The sequence below is a fragment of the Microbacterium fluvii genome, assembly GCF_025515205.1.
Lineage (GTDB): Bacteria > Actinomycetota > Actinomycetes > Actinomycetales > Microbacteriaceae > Microbacterium > Microbacterium fluvii.
In genome coordinates this window covers 1,308,154-1,327,859 of the sequence record NZ_JAOPFX010000001.1, presented here as the reverse complement: position 1 = coordinate 1,327,859, position 19,706 = coordinate 1,308,154, and the positions used below count along the sequence as shown (strand labels likewise).

At 70.2% G+C, this 19,706-nt stretch carries 18 protein-coding genes; 15 read left to right on the top strand and 3 right to left on the bottom strand.

All coding sequences use genetic code 11. The annotated features are described in order from the left end of the window. Genes OAW74_RS06120 through OAW74_RS06110 form a run of 3 tightly spaced genes read left to right on the top strand, consistent with a single transcriptional unit; the run spans window position 1 to window position 2,309 of the window. On the top strand, window positions 1-654 hold the full coding sequence (locus tag OAW74_RS06120) for a 3-oxoacid CoA-transferase subunit B (protein WP_262873426.1): 654 nt from the start codon (window positions 1-3) through the stop codon (window positions 652-654). Between the two features lie 4 nt (window positions 655-658). Then, the gene (locus OAW74_RS06115; protein WP_262873425.1) at window positions 659-1,843 is read left to right on the top strand and encodes an acetyl-CoA C-acetyltransferase; all 1,185 of its coding nucleotides are present in this window, start codon (window positions 659-661) and stop codon (window positions 1,841-1,843) included. A gap of 25 nt (window positions 1,844-1,868) precedes the next feature. Then, the gene (locus tag OAW74_RS06110) at window positions 1,869-2,309 is read left to right on the top strand and encodes a GNAT family N-acetyltransferase (protein WP_262873424.1); all 441 of its coding nucleotides are present in this window, start codon (window positions 1,869-1,871) and stop codon (window positions 2,307-2,309) included. A gap of 4 nt (window positions 2,310-2,313) precedes the next feature. Here the strand turns inward: OAW74_RS06110 and OAW74_RS06105 are convergent, their stop codons facing one another. Continuing rightward, entirely contained in the window at window positions 2,314-2,574 is a 261-nt protein-coding gene (locus OAW74_RS06105) for a hypothetical protein (RefSeq protein ID WP_262873423.1), read from the bottom strand. 60 nt (window positions 2,575-2,634) lie between these two features. Here OAW74_RS06105 and OAW74_RS06100 point away from each other — a divergent pair, with 60 nt between their 5' ends. Genes OAW74_RS06100 through ilvC form a run of 6 tightly spaced genes read left to right on the top strand, consistent with a single transcriptional unit; the run spans window position 2,635 to window position 10,045 of the window. Next, window positions 2,635-4,053 (top strand): alpha,alpha-trehalose-phosphate synthase (UDP-forming), encoded by a 1,419-nt coding sequence (locus OAW74_RS06100; RefSeq protein WP_262873422.1) that lies wholly within the window; start codon window positions 2,635-2,637, stop codon window positions 4,051-4,053. Then, window positions 4,050-4,871, top strand: a complete 822-nt coding sequence (gene otsB, locus OAW74_RS06095) for a trehalose-phosphatase (RefSeq protein ID WP_262873421.1) — start codon at window positions 4,050-4,052, stop codon at window positions 4,869-4,871. Before OAW74_RS06100 ends, otsB begins: the two co-directional genes overlap by 4 nt. Window positions 4,872-4,880: 9 nt before the next feature. Further along, window positions 4,881-6,599: a dihydroxy-acid dehydratase gene (gene ilvD / locus OAW74_RS06090; protein ID WP_262873420.1), complete on the top strand. Its 1,719-nt coding sequence runs from the start codon at window positions 4,881-4,883 to the stop codon at window positions 6,597-6,599. Window positions 6,600-6,646: 47 nt separating this feature from the next. Beyond that, window positions 6,647-8,449 (top strand): acetolactate synthase large subunit, encoded by a 1,803-nt coding sequence (locus OAW74_RS06085; protein WP_262873419.1) that lies wholly within the window; start codon window positions 6,647-6,649, stop codon window positions 8,447-8,449. 3 nt (window positions 8,450-8,452) lie between these two features. Then, entirely contained in the window at window positions 8,453-8,962 is a 510-nt protein-coding gene (ilvN, locus tag OAW74_RS06080) for an acetolactate synthase small subunit (protein ID WP_262873418.1), read from the top strand. A gap of 57 nt (window positions 8,963-9,019) precedes the next feature. Beyond that, a complete protein-coding gene (gene ilvC, locus OAW74_RS06075) occupies window positions 9,020-10,045 on the top strand; it encodes a ketol-acid reductoisomerase (protein WP_262873417.1) in 1,026 nt (341 codons plus the stop codon). Window positions 10,046-10,147: 102 nt separating this feature from the next. Here ilvC and OAW74_RS06070 read toward each other — a convergent pair whose 3' ends face one another. Further along, window positions 10,148-14,350 carry an nSTAND1 domain-containing NTPase gene (locus OAW74_RS06070; RefSeq protein ID WP_262873416.1) on the bottom strand — a complete coding sequence of 1,401 codons (4,203 nt, stop codon included), beginning with the start codon at window positions 14,348-14,350 and terminating at the stop codon, window positions 10,148-10,150. Window positions 14,351-14,501: 151 nt separating this feature from the next. Between OAW74_RS06070 and OAW74_RS06065 the strand changes: the two genes are divergently transcribed. From OAW74_RS06065 to serA, 5 genes are all read left to right on the top strand, one after another. Then, window positions 14,502-14,675 (top strand): hypothetical protein, encoded by a 174-nt coding sequence (locus tag OAW74_RS06065; protein WP_262873415.1) that lies wholly within the window; start codon window positions 14,502-14,504, stop codon window positions 14,673-14,675. A 19-nt stretch (window positions 14,676-14,694) separates the two neighbouring features. Further along, a complete protein-coding gene (locus OAW74_RS06060) occupies window positions 14,695-14,910 on the top strand; it encodes a hypothetical protein (protein WP_262873414.1) in 216 nt (71 codons plus the stop codon). Window positions 14,911-15,014: 104 nt separating this feature from the next. Beyond that, the gene (locus OAW74_RS06055; protein WP_262873413.1) at window positions 15,015-15,515 is read left to right on the top strand and encodes a DNA polymerase III subunit gamma/tau; all 501 of its coding nucleotides are present in this window, start codon (window positions 15,015-15,017) and stop codon (window positions 15,513-15,515) included. Continuing rightward, the gene (locus tag OAW74_RS06050; protein ID WP_262873412.1) at window positions 15,515-15,862 is read left to right on the top strand and encodes a bacitracin resistance protein; all 348 of its coding nucleotides are present in this window, start codon (window positions 15,515-15,517) and stop codon (window positions 15,860-15,862) included. Before OAW74_RS06055 ends, OAW74_RS06050 begins: the two co-directional genes overlap by 1 nt. A gap of 86 nt (window positions 15,863-15,948) precedes the next feature. Further along, window positions 15,949-17,553 (top strand): phosphoglycerate dehydrogenase, encoded by a 1,605-nt coding sequence (gene serA / locus OAW74_RS06045; RefSeq protein WP_262873411.1) that lies wholly within the window; start codon window positions 15,949-15,951, stop codon window positions 17,551-17,553. A gap of 1 nt (window position 17,554) precedes the next feature. Here the strand turns inward: serA and OAW74_RS06040 are convergent, their stop codons facing one another. After that, the gene (locus tag OAW74_RS06040; protein WP_262873410.1) at window positions 17,555-18,100 is read right to left on the bottom strand and encodes a TetR/AcrR family transcriptional regulator; all 546 of its coding nucleotides are present in this window, start codon (window positions 18,098-18,100) and stop codon (window positions 17,555-17,557) included. 65 nt (window positions 18,101-18,165) lie between these two features. Between OAW74_RS06040 and OAW74_RS06035 the strand changes: the two genes are divergently transcribed. Then, window positions 18,166-19,698 (top strand): MFS transporter, encoded by a 1,533-nt coding sequence (locus OAW74_RS06035; protein ID WP_262873409.1) that lies wholly within the window; start codon window positions 18,166-18,168, stop codon window positions 19,696-19,698. The last annotated feature ends 8 nt before the right edge of the window (window positions 19,699-19,706 follow it).

The window sequence follows — 19,706 nt, the reverse complement described above, 5'->3', positions numbered from 1 at the left end:
ATGGCACTCACGCGCAACGAGATGGCCGCCCGCGCCGCACGCGAGCTCGGCGACGGCGCCTACGTCAACCTCGGCATCGGTCTGCCGACCCTCGTGCCCAACTACGTGCCGGACGGCGTCACCGTCGTGCTGCAGTCCGAGAACGGCATTCTCGGGGTCGGTCCGTACCCCGCTGAGGACTCGGTCGACCCCGACCTCATCAACGCGGGCAAAGAGACCGTGACGACTCTTGCCGGCGCCGCATTCTTCGACTCGGCGACGAGCTTCGGCATGATCCGCGGCGGCAAGATCGACGCGGCGATCCTCGGTGCCATGCAGGTATCGGCCGCGGGCGACCTCGCGAACTGGATGATCCCCGGGAAGATGGTCAAGGGCCCGGGCGGCGCGATGGATCTCGTGCACGGCGCGGCCACCGTGATCGTGCTGATGGAGCACGTCGCCCGCGACGGCTCGGCGAAGATCGTCGACGGCTGCTCGCTGCCGCTGACCGGCCGCGGGGTCGTCGACCGCATCATCACCGACCTCGCCGTCATCGACGTCACCGCCGACGGGCTCGTGCTCGTCGAGACCGCGCCCGGCGTCACGGTCGACGAGGTCGTCGCCGCCACCGAGCCCCCGCTGATCGTGCGCCTGTCGGGCGACGAAGGAGAATAGACACATGAACCACGACGACGTCGTCATCGTCGCCGCCGCGCGCACGGCGCAGGGGCGGCTCAAGGGCCAGCTGTCGACCCTCAGCTCGGTGCAGCTCGGGTCGGCAGCGATCGCCGGAGCACTCGAGAAGGGCGGCATTCCCGCCGCCGCGGTCGACGCCGTGCTCGTCGGCCAGGTGCTGCCCGCCGGGGCGGGCCAGAATCCCGCCCGCCAGGCTGCGATCGGGGCCGGCATCGGGTGGGACGTGCACGCCGGCTCGATCAACAAGGTGTGCCTGTCGGGTCTGACCGCGATCATCGACGGCGCGCGGATGCTGCGCCTGGGAGATGCGACCGTGGTCGTGGCAGCCGGCATGGAGTCGATGAGCAGGGCGCCGCATCTGCTGATGGGCTCGCGCGAGGGCTGGAGCTACGGATCGGTCGAGGTGCTCGACCACATGGCGTACGACGGCCTGACCGACGCGTTCGACCGGGACAGCATGGGCGCTTCGACCGAGCGGCTGAATCCGCGCTACGAGGTCACGCGGGAGGCGCAGGATGCGGTCGCCGCCCGTTCCCACCAGCGTGCTGCCGCGGCGGCTGAGGCGGGCGTCTTCGATGCCGAGATCGTGCCGGTCGAGATCCCGCAGCGCCGAGGCGCGCCCGTTGTCGTGAACCGCGACGAAGGCATCCGCCCCGAGACGACCGTCGAGACCCTCGCGGGCCTGCGCCCGGCGTTCTCCGAGGGCGGGACGATCACGGCAGGCAACTCGTCGCAGATCTCCGACGGAGCGTCGGCGGTCGTGCTGACGACCCGGTCGCACGCCGACGAGAACGGCTGGGAGGTGCTGGCGGTCGTCGGCGCGTCCGGCCAGGTCGCGGGGCCGGACAACTCGCTGCACGCTCAGCCGGCGCACGCCATCGCGAAGGCCGTGCAGAAGCAGGGCATCGCCGTGGCAGACCTCGACTTCGTCGAGATCAACGAGGCGTTCGGCGCCGTCGTGGCCCGATCGCAGGCCGAGCTGGGGCTCGCAGACGACGTCGTGAACATCCATGGCGGCGGCATCGCCCTCGGACACCCCGTGGGCGCCTCCGGCAACCGGCTCGTCGTCCACGCCGTGCACGAACTCGTCCGCCGCGGCGGCGGCACCGCTGCTGTGGCGCTGTGCGGGGGAGGCGGACAGGGCGACGCCCTGATCCTCACACGGTGAGTCACTACTCGGTAGCGTGGGCGGCATGCTCAGCATCCACGCACTCACCGAGTCGGATCACGACGAGTGGCTCGGCCTCTGGCGGGGGTACCTCACGTTCTACGAGGCCGACCTCTCTGACGACGTGACGGCGCGCACCTTCGGTCGGCTCGTCGACGGCGTCGACCTGCACGGCGCGATCGCGCGGGACGACGAGGGGCGTGCGGTCGGCATCGTGCACTGGCTCACGCACCCGGCGACCTGGGCCACGACGACCTACTGCTACCTCGAAGACCTCTTCGTCGATCCCGCCGCCCGCGGGGTCGGCGCAGGCGGGGCGCTCATCGCGCATGTCGCCGGGTGGGCGCGCGAGAACTCCTGCGAAAAGGTCTACTGGCTCACGGCCGAGACCAACACGACCGCCAGGGCGCTCTACGACCGCGTCGCCCAGAAGTCGGGCTTCGTGCACTACGAGCTGGAGCTGTAGCCGCTCAGCGGTGGCGGCGCGCGCCCTTCGCCGCGAGCTTGTGCTGCTTCTCGGCGACGGGGGAATCTGCCGCGACCGAGTGGCCGCGGCGAGCGTTGCGCGTGTCGACGATCGCGCCGATGGCGAGGGCCAGGGTGATCAGCCAGCTGATCATGGCCAGCGCCGCCCGCCACGTGAAGGGCGCTCCACCGCGCATGGTGCGCATGAGGGTGAGGCCGCTGGTGATGGCACCGACGATGCCCGTTCCGAAGAGGTAGTCGCGCATGCCACAACGCTACCGGTCCGCCGGTAGCCTGGAAGGTCAGAGCCGAAACCGGGAGCGTTCGTGTCCACAGCTGAGTTCGTCGTCGTCGCCAACCGTCTTCCCGTGGACCGCGGCGCAGACGGCGAGTTCAAACACTCTCCGGGGGGACTGGTCGCCGCCCTCGAGCCGGTGATGAAGCGCACCGACGGAGCATGGGTGGGCTGGGCGGGGCAGCCCGATCTCACTCTGGATCCGTTCGAATTCGACGGGATGCTGCTCGTTCCCGTCGCTCTGAGCGCCGACGACGTCGAGCTCTACTACGAGGGCATGTCGAACGACACGTTCTGGCCGCTCTATCACGATGTGATCTCCCCTCCCCGGTACCGCAGGCTCTGGTGGGAGACCTACGTCGAGGTCAACCGCCGGTTCGCCGAGGCCGCCGCATCCGTCGTCTCGGAGGGCGGAACGGTGTGGGTGCAGGACTACCAGCTGCAACTCGTCCCGAAGATGCTGCGCGAGCTTCGGCCCGACCTCACGATCGGCTACTTCCACCACATTCCCTTCCCGGCATACGGCCTCTACTCGCAGCTGCCGTGGCGCAAGCAGGTGCTCGAGGGACTCATGGGCGCCGACGTGATCGGCTTTCAGCGGGTCGCCGACGCGGGCAACTTCACGCGCTCGATCCGCCGGCTCTTCCACTACGAGACGCGGGCCTCCGGCATCCGCATCCCCCAGGAAGACGGCTCGACGCGCGTCGCGCTGGCGAAGGCCTTTCCGATCTCGATCGACGTCGACGCGTACGTCGAACTCGCCCGCAGGCCCGAAGTGCAGGCCCGCGCCGCCGAGATCCGCGAGAGCCTCGGCAATCCGAAGCGCATCCTGCTCGGCGTCGACCGGCTCGACTACACGAAGGGCATCCGGCATCGCCTCAAGGCCTTCGGCGAACTGCTCCACGATGAGCGCGTCAATGTCGAAGACGTGACCCTCGTGCAGGTCGCCAGCCCCAGTCGGGAGCGCGTCGAGGCCTACATGCAGCTGCGCGACGAGATCGAGCTGACGGTGGGTCGCATCAACGGCGACTTCGACACGATGGGCCACACCGCGATCCGCTACCTGCACCAGGGCTACCCGCGCGAGGAGATGGTGGCGCTGTACCTCGCCGCCGACGTCATGCTGGTCACGGCGCTGCGCGACGGCATGAACCTCGTCGCCAAGGAGTACGTCGCCTCTCGGATCGACAACCGCGGAGTGCTCGTGCTCAGCGAGTTCGCGGGAGCGGCCGACGAACTCGGCATGGCGCTGCGGGTCAATCCGCACGACATCGGATCGCTGAAAGACACCATCGAGCGCGCGATCACGATGCCGGGGGCTGAGCAGGGCCGCCGCATGCGGTCGCTGCGCCGCCGCGTGATCGAGAACGACGTCGACGCCTGGTCGCGGTCGTTCCTCGACGCGCTCGCCCGGGTGCGCGCCGACAGCCGGGCGCAGGGCACGAGATGACCATCGACGCCGCCACCGCCTCGATCGAAGCGGATGCCGCGCTCGCCCGGGTCGCCTCGACCGACACGCTGCTGGTCGCGCTCGATTTCGACGGCACGCTCGCGCCGCTGGTCGACGAGCCGATGACGGCGAGGATGACCCCGCAGACCCGGCATGCCGTCGCCGCGCTGGTCGCGCTGCCGCGCACGACGGTGGCCTTCGTCTCGGGGCGGAGCCTGCACGATCTGCGTGAGATCGCCGAGCACGACGACGCGTCGCGGGTGCTGCTGGCGGGCTCCCACGGAGTCGAGTTCTGGACGCCGGAGCACGGCGTCGCGGTGCCCGCCGACGCCGAAGACGAGCAGAAGCGCCGCGACCGGCTGCGTGCGCGCGCCGAGGCGGCCGTGGCCGACCGGCCGGGCGTGTGGATCGAACCGAAGAGCTTCGGCTTCGGCCTGCACACGCGACTCTCGTCGCCGGAGGACTCCGCCGCGGCGAACGAGGCCGTCGACGCGCTCGTGGCGGCGGAGGCCCCGCACTGGCGGCGTCGGACGGGGCACAACATCGTCGAGTTCGCCTTTCGGCACGAAGGCAAAGACACCGCGGTCGCGGCGCTGCGCGAGACGACCGGTGCGACGGCCGTGCTCTTCGCGGGCGACGACGTGACCGATGAAGACGCGATCGCGAGTCTGGGCGCCCGCGACCTCGGCGTCCGGGTGGGGGAGGGCCGGAGCTCCGCGGCCGTGCGCGTCGCCGACATCCCGGCCTTCGCGGCGCTGCTGACGCGGCTCGCCGCCATGCGCGCGGGCTTCGCAACCGGCGCCCCCGCGCAGGAATAGACTTCGAGAATGCCCCAAGACGCAGCATCCGCCCCCGATCAGATCGACATCAAGCCCCGCAGCCGCGTCGTCACCCACGGCATCGAGGCCACGACCTCGCGCGGAATGCTGCGCGGCGTCGGCATGGGTGACGAAGACTGGGACAAGCCGCAGATCGGCATCGCCTCGAGTTGGAACGAGATCACCCCCTGCAACCTCAGCCTCGACCGCCTCGCTCAGGGTGCGAAAGAGGGCGTGCACGCCGGCGGCGGCTACCCGCTGCAGTTCGGCACCATCTCGGTGTCGGACGGCATCTCGATGGGCCACGAGGGCATGCACTTCTCGCTGGTCTCGCGCGAGGTCATCGCCGACTCGGTCGAGACCGTCGTGATGGCCGAGCGCCTCGACGGAACCGTGCTGCTGGCCGGCTGCGACAAGTCGATCCCCGGCATGCTGATGGCCTCCGCCCGCCTCGACCTGTCGAGCGTCTTCCTCTACGCCGGCTCGATCGCCCCCGGCTGGCTCAAGCAGCCCGACGGCTCGCTCAAGGAGATCACGATCGTCGACTCCTTCGAGGGCGTCGGCGCGTGCCTGGCCGGCCGCATCACCGAGGAGGAGCTCAAGCGCATCGAGTGCTCGTTCGCCCCCGGTGAAGGCGCGTGCGGCGGCATGTACACCGCCAACACGATGGCCTCGGTCGCCGAGGCTCTGGGTCTGAGCCTGCCAGGCTCGGCCGCGCCCCCTTCCGCCGACCGTCGCCGCGACTACTTCGCACACCGCTCAGGCGAGGCCGTGATCAACCTGCTCAAGCAGGGCATCACGACCCGCGACATCCTCACCCCCGAGGCCTTCGAGAACGCGATCGCCCTCGCGATGGCGCTCGGCGGCTCGACGAACGTCGTGCTGCACCTGCTCGCGATCGCCCGCGAGGCAGAGGTCGAGCTGAACCTGCACGACTTCAACCGCATCGGCGACAAGGTGCCGCACGTGGCCGACATGAAGCCGTTCGGCAAGTACGTCATGAACGACGTCGACAAGCACGGCGGCATCCCGGTGATCCTCAAGGCGATGCTCGACGAGGGCCTGCTGCACGGCGACGCGCTGACGGTCACGGGCAAGACCCTCGCGGAGAACATGCGTGACCTCGATCCCGACCCGGTCGACGGCGACGTCATCCACCGCTTCGACGACCCGATCCACGTGACCGGCGGACTCACGATCCTGCACGGCACGATCGCCCCGGAGGGCGCCGTAGTGAAGTCCGCGGGCTTCGACGCCGACGTGTTCGAAGGCCCCGCCCGCGTGTTCGAGCGCGAGCGCTCGGCGATGGACGCCCTGGAGGCCGGCGAGATCCAGGCGGGCGACGTCGTGGTCATCCGCTACGAGGGCCCCAAGGGCGGCCCCGGCATGCGCGAGATGCTCGCGATCACGGCCGCGATCAAGGGCGCGGGACTCGGAAAAGATGTACTACTCTTGACGGACGGACGATTCTCAGGCGGCACAACCGGCCTGTGCATCGGCCACATAGCACCCGAAGCGGTGGACGCTGGTCCCATCGCCTTCGTGCGCGATGGTGATCTGATACGGGTCGATATCGCGGCTCGCACTCTCGACCTACTCGTCGATGAGGCCGAGCTGAGCTCCCGCCGGGAAGGCTGGGAGCCGCTGCCCCCGCGCTATACCCGTGGCGTTCTGGCCAAGTACTCCAAGCTCGTGCGCTCCGCTGCGGAGGGCGCGGTCACGGGGTAGCCCCGGCCCGACCTTCTCCTTCTGTCTGCATTTCAAGGAGCATCACCATGCCCTCCGATTCCGCCACCGTGGTTCCACGACCTCCGGCCCGCACCGCCGGCGCACCTGTGCTGACGGGCGCTCAGGCGGTCGTCCGTTCGCTCGAGATGCTCGGCGTGACCGATGTCTTCGGTCTGCCGGGCGGAGCGATCCTCCCGGTCTACGACCCGCTCATGGACACCTCCGAGATCCGGCACATCCTGGTGCGTCACGAGCAGGGCGCCGGGCACGCCGCCGAAGGCTATGCCGCAGCATCCGGAAAGACCGGCGTCGCGATCGCGACGTCGGGCCCCGGCGCGACGAACCTCGTGACCGCGATCGCCGATGCCTACATGGACTCGGTGCCGATCCTGTGCATCACCGGCCAGGTGTTCTCGAACCTCATGGGCACCGACGCGTTCCAGGAGGCCGACATCGTCGGCATCACGATGCCGATCACCAAGCACTCCTTCCTCGTGAAGACGGCCGACGAGATCCCCGCCGCCATCGCCGCGGCGTGGGAGATCGCCTCGACCGGTCGACCGGGACCGGTGCTGGTCGACATCACGAAGGACGCCCAGCAGGCGGAGGCGCCCTTCATCTGGCCGCCCAAGGTCGAGCTCCCCGGCTATCGCCCCGTGACCAAGGCCCACGGCAAGCAGATCCAGGCCGCCGCGCAGCTGCTGGCCGAATCGGTCAAGCCCGTGCTGTACGTGGGCGGCGGAGTGATCCGCTCGCACGCATCGGGCGAGCTGCGCGAACTCGCCGAGGCCACAGGCGCACCCGTCGTGACGACCCTGATGGCCCGCGGCGCCTTCCCCGACTCGCACCCGCAGCACCTCGGCATGCCCGGCATGCACGGCACGGTGCCCGCGGTGCTGGCGCTGCAGGAGTCCGACCTCATCATCGCCCTCGGTGCGCGCTTCGATGACCGCGTCACCGGCAAGGCGGCGCTGTTCGCCCCCAACGCGAAGGTCGTGCACGTCGACATCGACCCCGCCGAGATCTCGAAGATCCGCACCGCGGACGTGCCGATCGTGGGTGACCTCAAAGAGGTGCTCGTCGACCTCGCCGCCGCCTATCACGGCGCCACGACAGCGGCGCGACCCGACACCTCGGAGTGGTGGGCGTTCCTCGACGGGCTCCGCGAGGAGTTCCCCCTCGGCTACACGCCGCCCGCCGACGGGCTCATGTCGCCGCAGTATGTCATCTCGCGGATCGGCGAGCTGACCGGCCCCGAGGGCGTCTACGCCGCCGGCGTCGGCCAGCACCAGATGTGGGCGGCGCAGTTCATCAAGTACGAGCGCCCCAACGCGTGGCTCAACTCCGGCGGCGCCGGCACGATGGGCTACTCGGTTCCCGCCGCGATGGGGGCCAAGGTCGCCGAACCCGACCGCACGGTGTGGGCGATCGACGGCGACGGCTGCTTCCAGATGACCAATCAGGAGCTGGCCACCTGCGCCATCAACAACATCCCGATCAAGGTCGCGATCATCAACAACTCGAGCCTGGGCATGGTGCGCCAGTGGCAGACGCTCTTCTACGACGGCCGCTACTCGCACACCAACCTCAACACCGGGCACGGCACGGTGCGCATTCCCGACTTCGTGAAGCTCGCCGAGGCCTACGGGTGCCTCGCGATCCGCGTGGAGCGAGAAGAAGACGTGGATGCTGCCATCCAGACCGCTCTCGAGACCAATGACCGCCCCGTCGTCATCGACTTCGTCGTGAGCGCCGACGCGATGGTGTGGCCGATGGTGCCGCAGGGGGTCAGCAACAGCTACATCCAGTACGCGCGCGACCACGCGCCGGCGTTCGAGCAGGAGGACTGAGTCGTGTCGAGCCATGTGCTGAGCCTTCTCGTCGAGAACAAGCCGGGTCTGCTCACCCGCGTCGCAGGACTGTTCGCCCGCCGCGGTTTCAACATCGAATCCCTCGCCGTGGGGGTGACCGAGGTGCCGGGGCTGTCCCGCATCACGGTCGTCGTCGACGTCGACGAGCTGCCGCTGGAGCAGGTCACCAAGCAGCTGAACAAGCTCGTCAACGTCATCAAGATCGTCGAGCTGGAGCCGTCGGCATCCGTGCAGCGTGAGCACATGCTCATCAAGGTGCGCGCCGACAACGCGACGCGGTCGAACGTCATCGAGGTGGTCAACCTCTTCCGCGCGTCGGTGGTCGACTACGCGAGCGACGCGCTGGTGATCGAGGTCACCGGTGACAAGGGCAAGGTCGAGGCGCTCCTGCGCGCGCTCGAGCCCTTCGGCATCAAAGAGCTGTCGCAGTCGGGCCTGCTGGCGATCGGCCGCGGCGGCAAGTCCATCACCGAGCGCGTGCTGCGCGGCTGAACAACGACCGACCCCTCGACACGCTCGGGGACCGATACAAGGAGAAACACACACAACATGGCTGAGATCTTCTACGACAACGACGCCGACCTGTCGATCATCCAGAGCAAGAAGGTCGCGATCGTGGGCTACGGCTCGCAGGGCCACGCCCACGCGCTGAACCTGCGCGACTCGGGCGTCGAGGTCGCGATCGCGCTGAAGGACGGCTCGAAGTCGGCCCAGAAGGCCAAGGACGAGGGCTTCGAGGTGCTCTCGGTCGCTGACGCGACCGCGTGGGCCGACCTCGTCATGATCCTCGCGCCCGACCAGCACCAGCGTGGCATCTACAGCGAGTCGATCGCTCCGAACCTCGCCCCCGGCAAGACGCTCGCCTTCGCGCACGGCTTCAACATCCGCTTCGGCTACATCGACGCGCCCGAGGGCGTCGACGTGATCCTCATCGCGCCGAAGGCCCCCGGCCACACCGTGCGCCGCGAGTTCGTCGCCGGCCGCGGCATCCCCGACATCATCGCCGTCGAGCGCGACGCGTCGGGCACCGCATGGGCCACGGCGCTCTCGTACGCGAAGGCGATCGGCGGCACGCGTGCCGGCGTCATCAAGACGACCTTCACGGAAGAGACCGAGACCGACCTGTTCGGCGAGCAGGCGGTGCTCTGCGGCGGCATGAGCCACCTGGTGCAGTACGGCTTCGAGACGCTCTCCGAGGCCGGCTACCAGCCCGAGATCGCCTACTTCGAGGTGCTGCACGAGCTCAAGCTCATCGTCGACCTCATGTGGGAGGGCGGCATCGCCAAGCAGCGCTGGTCGATCTCCGACACGGCCGAGTACGGCGACTACGTCTCGGGCCCCCGCGTCATCGATCCTTCGGTGAAGGAGAACATGAAGGGCGTGCTCGCCGACATCCAGTCGGGTGCCTTCGCCGAGCGCTTCATCGCGGACCAGGACGCCGGCGCCCCCGAGTTCCACGCTCTCCGCGAGAAGGAGGCGCAGCACCCGATCGAGCAGGTCGGCAAGGAGCTGCGTGGCCTGTTCGCCTGGAAGCAGCAGGACGAGGACTACACGGAGGGTTCGGCCGCACGCTGACCCTCGGTGACCCAGGCCTCGGCTGACCCGCCGAGCCGGCTTTGATTCAGAGCCACACGGAGCCCGGCCCCTTACAAGGGGGCCGGGCTTCCGGCATCCGCGCTATCCGAGCACGTCTGCGCAGAGCGGATGCTGGGCGCCCAGCTCGCTGAAGTAGTTCGCCCATTCGTCGGCCGTGGGTTCGCGGCCGGCCATGCGGCAGAGCGCGTCGGACTGGGCGTCCGGATCCAGGCTCCAGAGCGCCACGCCCTGCGGCACAGAAATCACGAACGCGGAACCGTCACGCGCGACGTCGGCGATCCCGTCGTCGCCGGCGAACATCGCGTCGCCGAGCCTGCGGCGGGTGGCCAGGTCGATCAGCGACACGCCGTCATCGCCGGTCGACGCCGACATGAGCGTCTGGAGATCGCCGGTCAATGACACTTTCGAGACCCGCGACTTCTGCGCGGGGAGCGTGCCGATGCGTTCGAGCGTGCGAGACGAATACTCGTACAGCCCGGTGTCGCCCGCGCCGATGACGGTGTCTCCGCCGGCCCAGGCCACGCTGAACATGCGCTCGAGGCCCTCTCCGGTCGCCTCGCCGGTGGCGCCGTCATAGACCGATGTGCGGAACCCGAGCGAGTCGTTGATCCAGCGGGTCACGAACACCTGCGAGCCGTCGGTCGACGAGGCGACCGAATACAGGTAGTCGGCTGCGTTGAAGCGCTGCGGCAGCAGCGTCAGCGTCGACGGGTCGAACACGCTCACCCACGGTTCGAACTGCGGGAACGAGTTCTCGTCGGGCACGGCCTGCGTCACGTAGAAGCGGTCGCGATCGGGCGAGGGATACACGTCCCAGGTGTCGTCGGGAAGCTCGGTGGCGACGAAGCGCCCGGTCGAGATGTCGAGCACGGTCATGTGCGGCGTCTCGGTGCCGTCGTCGTCGGTGTCGATGCGCCAGATGCCCAGCAGGTCATCGGTCAGCCAGCGCGGATCGGAGGCGAGGTAGCCGTCGTAGTCGTCCACGACGTCGTCGGGGATGCGGAACACGGCCTCGTCCGATTCGACGTCCCACACGCTCAGCGGTGTCTCTGCGCCTTCGACCACCTCTCCCCGCACGATGATGCGGGTGCCGTCGGGGCTGAAGCCCGCCGCCGTCGTCTGACCGCGCGCGACGATCTCGGCGCCTGCGCCCGAGCCGTCGACGCGCAGCCGCCCGATGCGGGGAAGGATCGCACTGAGCAGCAGCAGCTCCCGATCGCCGTCCACGAGCGCCAGGTCGCCGGAGCCTCCACCCTGATAGTCGAACGGCTCGGCGATGCGCATCCCGGTGCGCAGGTTCCACAGCTGCACGCTGCCGCGCTCGTCGCCGCACCCGGCGATCTCGGTGGTCGAGCTCACGAGGGGACGGGAGCACTCCCAGGTGCGTTCGAAGCCCCGCGTCCACACCTGCACACCGGCCGAGTCGATCACGGCGACCCCCTCGATCCCGATGCCGAACACGGTGCCGTCGTCGGCGATGAGGATGGCGTTGTTCATGCGTCGCGGCGGGATCGCGACGCTGCCCCGCACCGCGAGTGTCTCGGGGTCGATCTCGAGCAGGCGCCCCGTGACGGTGGCCACGCGCAGCGAGCCGTCTGAACCATACGCCGACGCCGCCGACCACGACATCGCCTCCGGCGGAGTCGTCTCGACCTCGGCGGTGCGCACCTCACCGGTGTCGCGGTCTACGACCACGAGCGTTCCGGTCGCGGCCCAGGTGAGATGGGCGCCGTCCGGGCTGAGCGAGATCGTGTCGGTGGCGGTCGTCGTCACGATCGTCGAGCCGACCTGCCGACCGGACTCCAGATCGAAGAACGACACGTGCTCGACCTCGCCTGCACCGGTCTGCGGGTCGGCGAAGTGCTGAGCGATCGCCATCGTGCTGCCGTCGGCGCTCACCCGCACCCAGGGGCGGATGATCCCCGGAGGACGCTCGAGCGCCGGCGTGAGGCTGCGGATCCGCTCGCCCGTCACGTAGTCGATGATCTCCACGTTGACCTGATCGCGCACGATGGCCGCCTGCGTCGTGCCGGGGATCGGCCACACGCCGACCCGCCACTGGGCATCGGGCACGTAGGTGGTGCCGATATAGCCCGCCGCTTCGGTCACCGAGCCGACCAGGGCGGTCGACGTGCGCTCGTCGCCAGGCCAGGACTCGTGCGCGGCGACGGCCATCAGGGCCGCCAGCTCGCGGTCGGTCGTGCGCAGGCTCAGTGCCCGTGAGGTGACGGCCTCCACGGTGGCATTCCGGGCGGATGCTGCCGCCAGCCCTCCCGCGGCGACCGCCGCCACGAGCACCACGCCGATGCCGCCCAGCGCCCAGCGCAGGCGCCGGTTCTGCCGGCGCTGCTGGCGGGTGTGCTCCTGCAGCGCCGAGAGTTCGTCGCGCTCGGCCGTCGTCGACGCATCCAGTAGGGCGGCCTCGGCCTCGGTGAGATCGGGCTGGGCGTCCTCCCGCCACTCACGCAGCGCCTGCAGGCGGCCGCCGCGCAGCAGGGCGTCGGCCGGGCGGCCATCGGCGTCCCAGGTCTGCGCCGCGAGTTCGAGCGACCCCATCAGCCGAGCGCCGGCAGCATCCTCCTCCAGCCAGCCGTCCAGGCGCGGCCAGGCGGTGGCGATCGCCTCGTGCGCGATCATGATCGCCTCGCCGTCGACGACGACGAGCCGCGCGGCGACGAGCTTCTCGATCACGCCGCGCCGATCGGCATCGGCCAGCAGTGCCGGGAGGGGAGTGCGGCGGCGGAGCGAGAGCCCCTCGGCATCGCGGGCGACCAGCCGCAGCATGAGAGCTCTGCACAGCGTCCGCTCGGAAGGCGAGAGCTGCCGGTAGAGCGTCTCGGCCGACTGCGCGATCGCACCGGCGATGCCGCCCGTCGCCTCATACCCCTCGACCGTGAGCACCGCCCCGGCGCGGCGCGCCCAGGTCTCTCGCAGCGCGTGCGACACATGCGGCAGCGTCGTCGACCTGTCGGCGGCGTCGCGCAGCACGAGTTCGACCAGGCCGGGCTCCCACCTCAGGTGGGCGTGCCGCGCCGGCTGCTCGATCGCCTCGCGCAGACTCGCCGCCGACAGCGGGGCCAGGGCGTAGACGCCGCGGGCGACGGCCTCGCCGACATGGGGGAGCGCGGTGGCTCGGTCGAGGAAGTCGGAGCGCAGCGTGAGCACGATCGTGCCACCGTCGGTGAGGAACTCGGCCGCACGCGCGCAGAAGTCCTCGATCTCGGCACCGGTGACCTGCATCAGCTCCTCGGCCTGGTCGACGACGACCACGCCGCCGCGCTCCACCGCATCCGCGAACGACGCCGCGCCGCCGGTCCCCGGCCGCACGATCCGCGCGACGCGGCCGCCCGCCACGAGGCGGGGGAGCACGCCGGCGAGCACGAGAGACGACTTGCCCGACCCGGACGGGCCGACGACGGCGACGAGAGCGCCGGGGCGCAGACGATCGACGAGCGCCTCGACGTCGGTTTCGCGGCCGAAGAACACCTCGGCGTCGTCGAGGCCGAATGCCGCCAGCCCCGGATAGGGGCACTGCGATGAGGCGCTCGGCGTCGCGACCGTGCGCACCAGGCCCGGATCCTGGCGCAGCATGGCCACTTCGAGATCGCGCAGCCGCGCGCCCGGCTCGATGCCCAGCTCGTCGAGCAGACGTTCCCGGGCCGCGCGCACCGTCGCCAGCGCCTCGGCCTGGCGCCCGGCGCGATAGTTGGCCAGCGCCAGAATCGCCCACCGGTCCTCACGCAGGGGATTCTCGCGCACCAGACGCTCGGCGTCGGGGATGACCGCGCGCTCATCGCCCGCGTTCAGTCGTGCGTCGAGCAGCTCTTCTGCGGCGCTGTCGCGGATCTCGGTCAGCCGCATCGTCTCGACGACACCCGGCTCCCAGTCGGCGATGTCGGGAAAGGGCCGACCGCGCCAGAGCGCGAGGGCGCGCTGGTAGGCATCGATCGCGCGATCGTGCTCGCCGTGGAGCTGCTGTTGGCGAGCCGCCGAGACCAGTCGTTCGAAGCGCGTCGCGTCGAGGGTGTCGGGGTCGAGGCCGAAGGCGTAGTCGGCGCCCAACGTGCGCACACTGTCTGCCCCCAGCATCCGACGGATCGTCGAGATGGACTTCTTGACCTGCTGCGCCCAGGTCGGGGGAGCGTCGGCGCCCCAGCATGCGTCGGCGAGCTCACCGGGCGGGATCGCATCGGGGCGCCGCACGATGAGCGCGCTCAGGATCGTCCGCTCCCTCGGACTCAGCGCCGCCCCGGTGTCGAGCGGCCCCAGCACCCTCACGCTCATGCGAGCAGTGTGGGCCCGGCATGGGTACCCGTCAACAGCCCGCGTGAGCGACGGGTACCGGATGGGTATCGCCGCGTACGCCGCGGGTACCCCGGCGCCGCACCGTGGAATCAGCCGGTGCAGCGGGCAGCGGCAGAAACGGGGGACGGTCATGGACACCACGGCCATTCGCACACGAGTCATGGCCGGCATCGCCGCGGTGCTGCTGGCGGCGGGACTCGGCATCGTCGCGGCGGTGGCGAACGCCGGCTCGGCAGGTGCCGACGAACGAGTCGGCGGACAGGGCGGGGGCGCGCACAGCGGCGCCGCCTTCATAGCGGAGTGACGAGGACATGGACAGCTACATGAGCGCCGTGGCGTACGACCACGCTCAGCGTCAGACGGCGGAGCTGGTGGAACAGGCGAGGCTGCGCCGTCAGCAGCAGGGGCGGCGCGCCACTTTCGTCGCGCCGGAGTCCTCAGCCAGGCGGATGCTGCGGCGCACGGCCCACTGGGTGCGCACCCACGTGCATCTGCATCGTCGCGGCTCGGGCGGCACTCCCGCTGTGCCGGCGATGTGACGCGCGGGGGCGGCGCACACCGAGCCGCGCCGCCCCCGCGCGCTCTGTCGACATCGGAGTCGACGCGGGCAGAGCCTGTGGACCTCGCCGGTTACGCTGGAGGGGTGCCACGCGAAGACGACGACGCCCTGACCTGGGACGGCGACGACGACCCGACCCTCGATGCCGGGGTGGACGACGCGCCGGCCCCCTCGCGGCTTCCCGCCGGCTATACCGCGGTCGGCAAGGGGAGCGAGGCCCTGGATGCCGCGGTGGCTCCGGCGCAGGATTCGCCCGCGACGGCATCGACCGTTGACATCACGGGCGAGCCCGCGCCCCTCGGCAACGTCGCGCTCGTGACCTTCGGCGTGCTCGGGGGCATCCACCTGCTCTACGCCGTCGGCTGGTTCGTCGGCGGTCAGAGCCTCAATCTGGTCGCACAGCTCTTCCTCGAGCCGGCCGGCTTCACGGCGGCGTGGCTCCTCGCCTCGCTCGCCCCGCTCGTGTGGTTCGCGACGACGCTCGTGCTCACCCGCGGCGCCGCGGTCTGGAAGCGGATGCTGCCGCTCATCGTCGGCGTCGTCGTGCTCATTCCGTGGCCGTTCCTCATGGCGGGGGTGCGCTGATGGCCGAGGCGACAGCATCCGTCCGCCGCACCGCGCTGCCGGTGTGGGTCATCGCGGTGACCGCGGGCCTGTTCGGCCTGCTCTACGCCTACGCCGTGTGGGGCGCCGTGTCGTTCATGGTGCAGCAGGCCGGGGGAGACGTGGGCCTGAGCGCCTACGGGTGGTTCGTGCTGGCCCTGCCGATCGTGTTCCCCCTCGCCGTGTTCGCCGGTGCGTTCGCGATCGGATGGCGTCGGCGCTTCTTCGAGCTGACGCTCGTGCTGCTGACGGGGCTGTGCCTCGTCGCGGTCTTCTGGCTCGACATCTTCGCCTACGCGTCGGTGACATCCAGTCTCTACGGCGCCTGACGATCTCTGTCACACGGCAAGGCGCATGTGAACCGGCCACTAGGCTGGTGGCGATCCCACTTCCTGCCTCGAAGGTGTCTGCCAGCGTGTCCAAGCCCGTCGTCCTGATCGCCGAAGAACTCTCACCCGCCACGATCGATGCGCTCGGTCCCGACTTCGAGGTCCGCTCGGTCGACGGGGCCGATCGGGCGGCGCTGCTGCCGGCTCTGGCCGACGCGCACGCCGTGCTGATCCGCTCGGCGACGAAGATGGACGCCGAGGCCATCGCCGCGGCGCCCGTGCTGAAGGTCATCGCCCGTGCGGGTGTGGGCCTGGACAACGTCGACATCAAGGCGGCCACGACCGCCGGCGTCATGGTGGTCAACGCGCCGACCTCCAACATCATCTCGGCCGCCGAGCTCACCGTCACCCACATGCTGAGCCTGGCCCGCCACGTGCCCGCCGCGCACGGGTCGCTCGCCGGCGGCGCGTGGAAGCGCAGCTCGTTCACCGGCACCGAGCTGTTCGAGAAGACGATCGGCATCATCGGACTCGGCCGCATCGGCGCGCTCGTCGCCGCCCGAGTGCAGGCCTTCGACACGCGAGTGATCGCGTACGACCCCTACGTCACGAGCGCCCGCGCGCAGCAGCTGGGCGTGCAGCTGGTGACCCTCGACGAGCTCCTGGCCCAGAGTGACTTCGTCACGATCCACATGCCGAAGACCCCCGAGACGACCGGCATGATCTCGACCGAGCAGTTCGCGCTGATGAAGCCGACCGCCTATGTCGTCAACGTCGCCCGCGGCGGTCTCATCGACGAAGAGGCGCTGCACACGGCGCTCACCGAGGGCACGATCGCCGGCGCCGGCCTCGACGTCTTCACGAGCGAACCGCCCAAGCCCGAGGGCACGGCGTTCCCGCTGCTCTCGCTTCCCAACGTCGTGGTGACGCCCCACCTGGGCGCCTCGACCGACGAGGCGCAGGAGAAGGCCGGCATCTCGGTCGCGAAGTCCGTGCGCCTCGCCCTCGACGGCGAGCTCGTGCCCGACGCGGTCAACGTCGCCGGCGGCGTCATCGACCCGTACGTGCGCCCCGGCATCCCACTCGTCGAGAAGCTCGGTCAGATCTTCGCGGCGCTCGCGCACTCTCCGCTCACGTCGCTCGACGTCGAGGTGCACGGCGAGCTCAGCCAGTACGACGTCAGCGTCTACAAGCTCGCCGCCCTCAAGGGCGTGTTCACCAACATCGTCAGCGAGACGGTCTCGTATGTGAACGCGCCGCTGCTGGCAGATCAGCGCGGCATCGAATCGCGGCTGCTGGTGGATGCCGACAGCCCCGAGTACCGCAACGTCATCACCCTGCGCGGCGCCCTGTCCGACGGCTCGCAGCTCGCCGTCTCGGGCACCCTGACCGGCACCAAGCAGATCGAGAAGCTCGTCGGCATCAACGGCTACGCGCTGGAGCTGCCGATCGAGCAGCACCACATCGTCATGCTCTACACCGACCGCCCCGGCATCGTCGCGGTCTACGGCCAGAAGTTCGGCGAGGCGGGCATCAACATCGCCGGTATGCAGATCGCGCGGCAGGCCGCCGGCGGTCAGGCCCTCTCGGTGCTGACGGTCGACTCTCCCGTCGCCGACGAGCTGCTCGACGAAGTGCGTGCCGCGATCGATGCCGATCTTTTCCGCCAGATCGAGATCACCGAGGCCTGAGTCAGGACCGCACGCTGCCCTCGACGAGCGCGATGAGCGCGTCGAGGGCGGCGCCCTCGGGCACCGGCGCCGTGGCGGTGTCGCCGCCGAGGGCGTTGTTGAAATAGAGCCCGTCGCTGACGAGGATCACGAGGTCGAGCGCGGCCTGATCGCGCACGTGCGGGCGCAGCGCCTCTTCCCAGCGCTCCCGCATCTCGCGGAGGGCCGCGTTGGCCGCGGCGCTGCCGGCCTGGGCGAGGCGCGAGACGGCGATGATCGCGCGATCGAGTGGATCGTCGGCCATCACCGACGACCGCAGGAAGAAGGCGACCGGTCCCTCCGGGGCGGTGCGGATGGCATCCACGTCATCAGTGACCAGCGCCGACAGCCGCTCGATGACCCCGGCCGCCAGAGCGTCCTTCGAGGCGAAGTGGTACAGCAGGCCCCCCTTGGAGACCCCGGCCGCTCGCGCTGTGGCGTCCATCGTGGCGGCCCTCGCTCCATCGGAGATCAGCAGCTGCTCGAACGCGTCAAGCACGCTGTCGCGGGCGCGCGGGGGTCTGCTCATCGGTTCCATCCTGGCAGGGGAGGGCGGATGCTGTTACTATACCGGCTGGACGGTATAGACAAATGATGACTCTCACCCAGGAACTCACCCTCGCCGACACCCGCGCGCAGCGCGTCGGGTGGCGCGGCTGGGCAGCCCTGGTCGTGCTCATGCTGCCCGTGCTGCTGATCTCGGTCGACAACACGGTGCTGAGCTTCGCGCTGCCGCAGATCGCGCTCGAGCTCGGCCCGACCGCGACCCAGCAGCTGTGGATCGTCGACGCCTATCCGCTCGTGCTGGCGGGACTGCTCGTGACGATGGGCACGCTCGGCGATCGGTTCGGCCGGCGCAGGATGCTGCTCATCGGCGCGACCGGCTTCGCCCTCGTCTCGGCGCTGTCGGCCTTCGCCCCGACCGCGGGAGCCCTCATTGCCGGGCGCGCCGCGATGGGCGTGTTCGGCGCGATGCTCATGCCGTCGACGCTGTCTCTGATCCGCGGCATCTTCACCGATCGCGCCCAGCGACGCCTCGCGATCGCCGTCTGGGCGGCGGCGTTCTCGGCCGGTGCCGCGCTCGGCCCGGTGGTCGGCGGAGTGCTGCTGGAGCACTTCGCGTGGGGCTCGGTGTTCCTCCTCGCCGTTCCCGTGCTCGTGCCGCTGCTCGTGCTCGCGCCGCTGCTCGTGCCCGAGAGCTCCGACCCGCACCCCGGCCGCCTCGATGCGATCAGCATCCTGCTGTCGATGGGGGCGATGGTTCCTGTGGTCTATGCCATCAAGGAGTTCGCCGTGCACGGCCCGACCGCCCTCATCGGCGTGCTCGTCGCCGCCGGCGTGTGCTCCGGCGTGCTGTTCGTACGGCGCCAGCTCGCCCTCGACGTGCCCATGCTCGACATGGCGCTGTTCCGCCGCGGCTCGTTCAGCGGATCGGTGCTGGTGAACCTGCTGAGCGTGGTCGCCCTGGTCGGCTTCCTCTACTTCGTCTCACAGCATCTGCAGCTCATCGTCGGGCTCAGCCCCATGCAGGCGGGCCTCGCCCTCGTGCCCGGCCTCGCCCTCATGATCGTCTCGGGCCTGGTCGTCGTGCCGATCTCTGCGCGCGTGTCGCCCCGCATCGTCGTGCCGTCGGCGCTCGTGTTCTCGGTCGCCGGCTATCTGCTCGTGTGGGTGAGCATGACCGCGGGCTCCCTGCCGCTGCTGGTCGCCGCCTTCATGAACCTCGGCATCGGCATCGGGGCGGCCGAGACGGTGTCGAACGAGCTCGTGCTCGCCAGCGCACCGCCGTCCAAGGCGGGCGCAGCCAGCGCCGTCTCGGAGACGGCATACGAGGTCGGCGCGGTGCTCGGCACGACGGTGATCGGCGGCATCCTGGCCGCGACGTACCGCGCGAACCTGGCGCTGCCGGCCGGATTGTCGGCGGATGCGGCTGCCTCTGCCCGCGAGACGCTCGCGGGGGCGATGGCCACGGCCGACGGACTCGCACCCGACGCCGCCGCCTCGCTGCGCGAGGCCGCCGCGCTCGCCTTCGACGCCGGCGCAGGATGTGCCGCGCTCATCGGGGCCGTCCTGGTCGTCGTCGCCGCGGTCGTCGCGGCCACTACGCTGGAGGAATCCCGCCGCTGAGAAGGAGA

Excerpts from the sequence above, each read along its gene's own strand:
- OAW74_RS06120 (WP_262873426.1), top strand. The coding sequence starts at position 1 with ATGGCACTCACGCGCAACGAGATGGCCGCCCGCGCCGCACGCGAGCTC.
- OAW74_RS06115 (WP_262873425.1), top strand. The coding sequence starts at position 659 with ATGAACCACGACGACGTCGTCATCGTCGCCGCCGCGCGCACGGCGCAG.
- OAW74_RS06110 (WP_262873424.1), top strand. The coding sequence starts at position 1,869 with ATGCTCAGCATCCACGCACTCACCGAGTCGGATCACGACGAGTGGCTC.
- OAW74_RS06105 (WP_262873423.1), bottom strand. The coding sequence starts at position 2,574 with ATGCGCGACTACCTCTTCGGAACGGGCATCGTCGGTGCCATCACCAGC.
- otsB (WP_262873421.1), top strand. The coding sequence starts at position 4,050 with ATGACCATCGACGCCGCCACCGCCTCGATCGAAGCGGATGCCGCGCTC.
- ilvD (WP_262873420.1), top strand. The coding sequence starts at position 4,881 with ATGCCCCAAGACGCAGCATCCGCCCCCGATCAGATCGACATCAAGCCC.
- OAW74_RS06085 (WP_262873419.1), top strand. The coding sequence starts at position 6,647 with ATGCCCTCCGATTCCGCCACCGTGGTTCCACGACCTCCGGCCCGCACC.
- ilvC (WP_262873417.1), top strand. The coding sequence starts at position 9,020 with ATGGCTGAGATCTTCTACGACAACGACGCCGACCTGTCGATCATCCAG.
- OAW74_RS06070 (WP_262873416.1), bottom strand. The coding sequence starts at position 14,350 with ATGAGCGTGAGGGTGCTGGGGCCGCTCGACACCGGGGCGGCGCTGAGT.
- OAW74_RS06065 (WP_262873415.1), top strand. The coding sequence starts at position 14,502 with ATGGACACCACGGCCATTCGCACACGAGTCATGGCCGGCATCGCCGCG.
- OAW74_RS06060 (WP_262873414.1), top strand. The coding sequence starts at position 14,695 with ATGAGCGCCGTGGCGTACGACCACGCTCAGCGTCAGACGGCGGAGCTG.
- OAW74_RS06050 (WP_262873412.1), top strand. The coding sequence starts at position 15,515 with ATGGCCGAGGCGACAGCATCCGTCCGCCGCACCGCGCTGCCGGTGTGG.
- OAW74_RS06040 (WP_262873410.1), bottom strand. The coding sequence starts at position 18,100 with ATGAGCAGACCCCCGCGCGCCCGCGACAGCGTGCTTGACGCGTTCGAG.
- OAW74_RS06035 (WP_262873409.1), top strand. The coding sequence starts at position 18,166 with ATGACTCTCACCCAGGAACTCACCCTCGCCGACACCCGCGCGCAGCGC.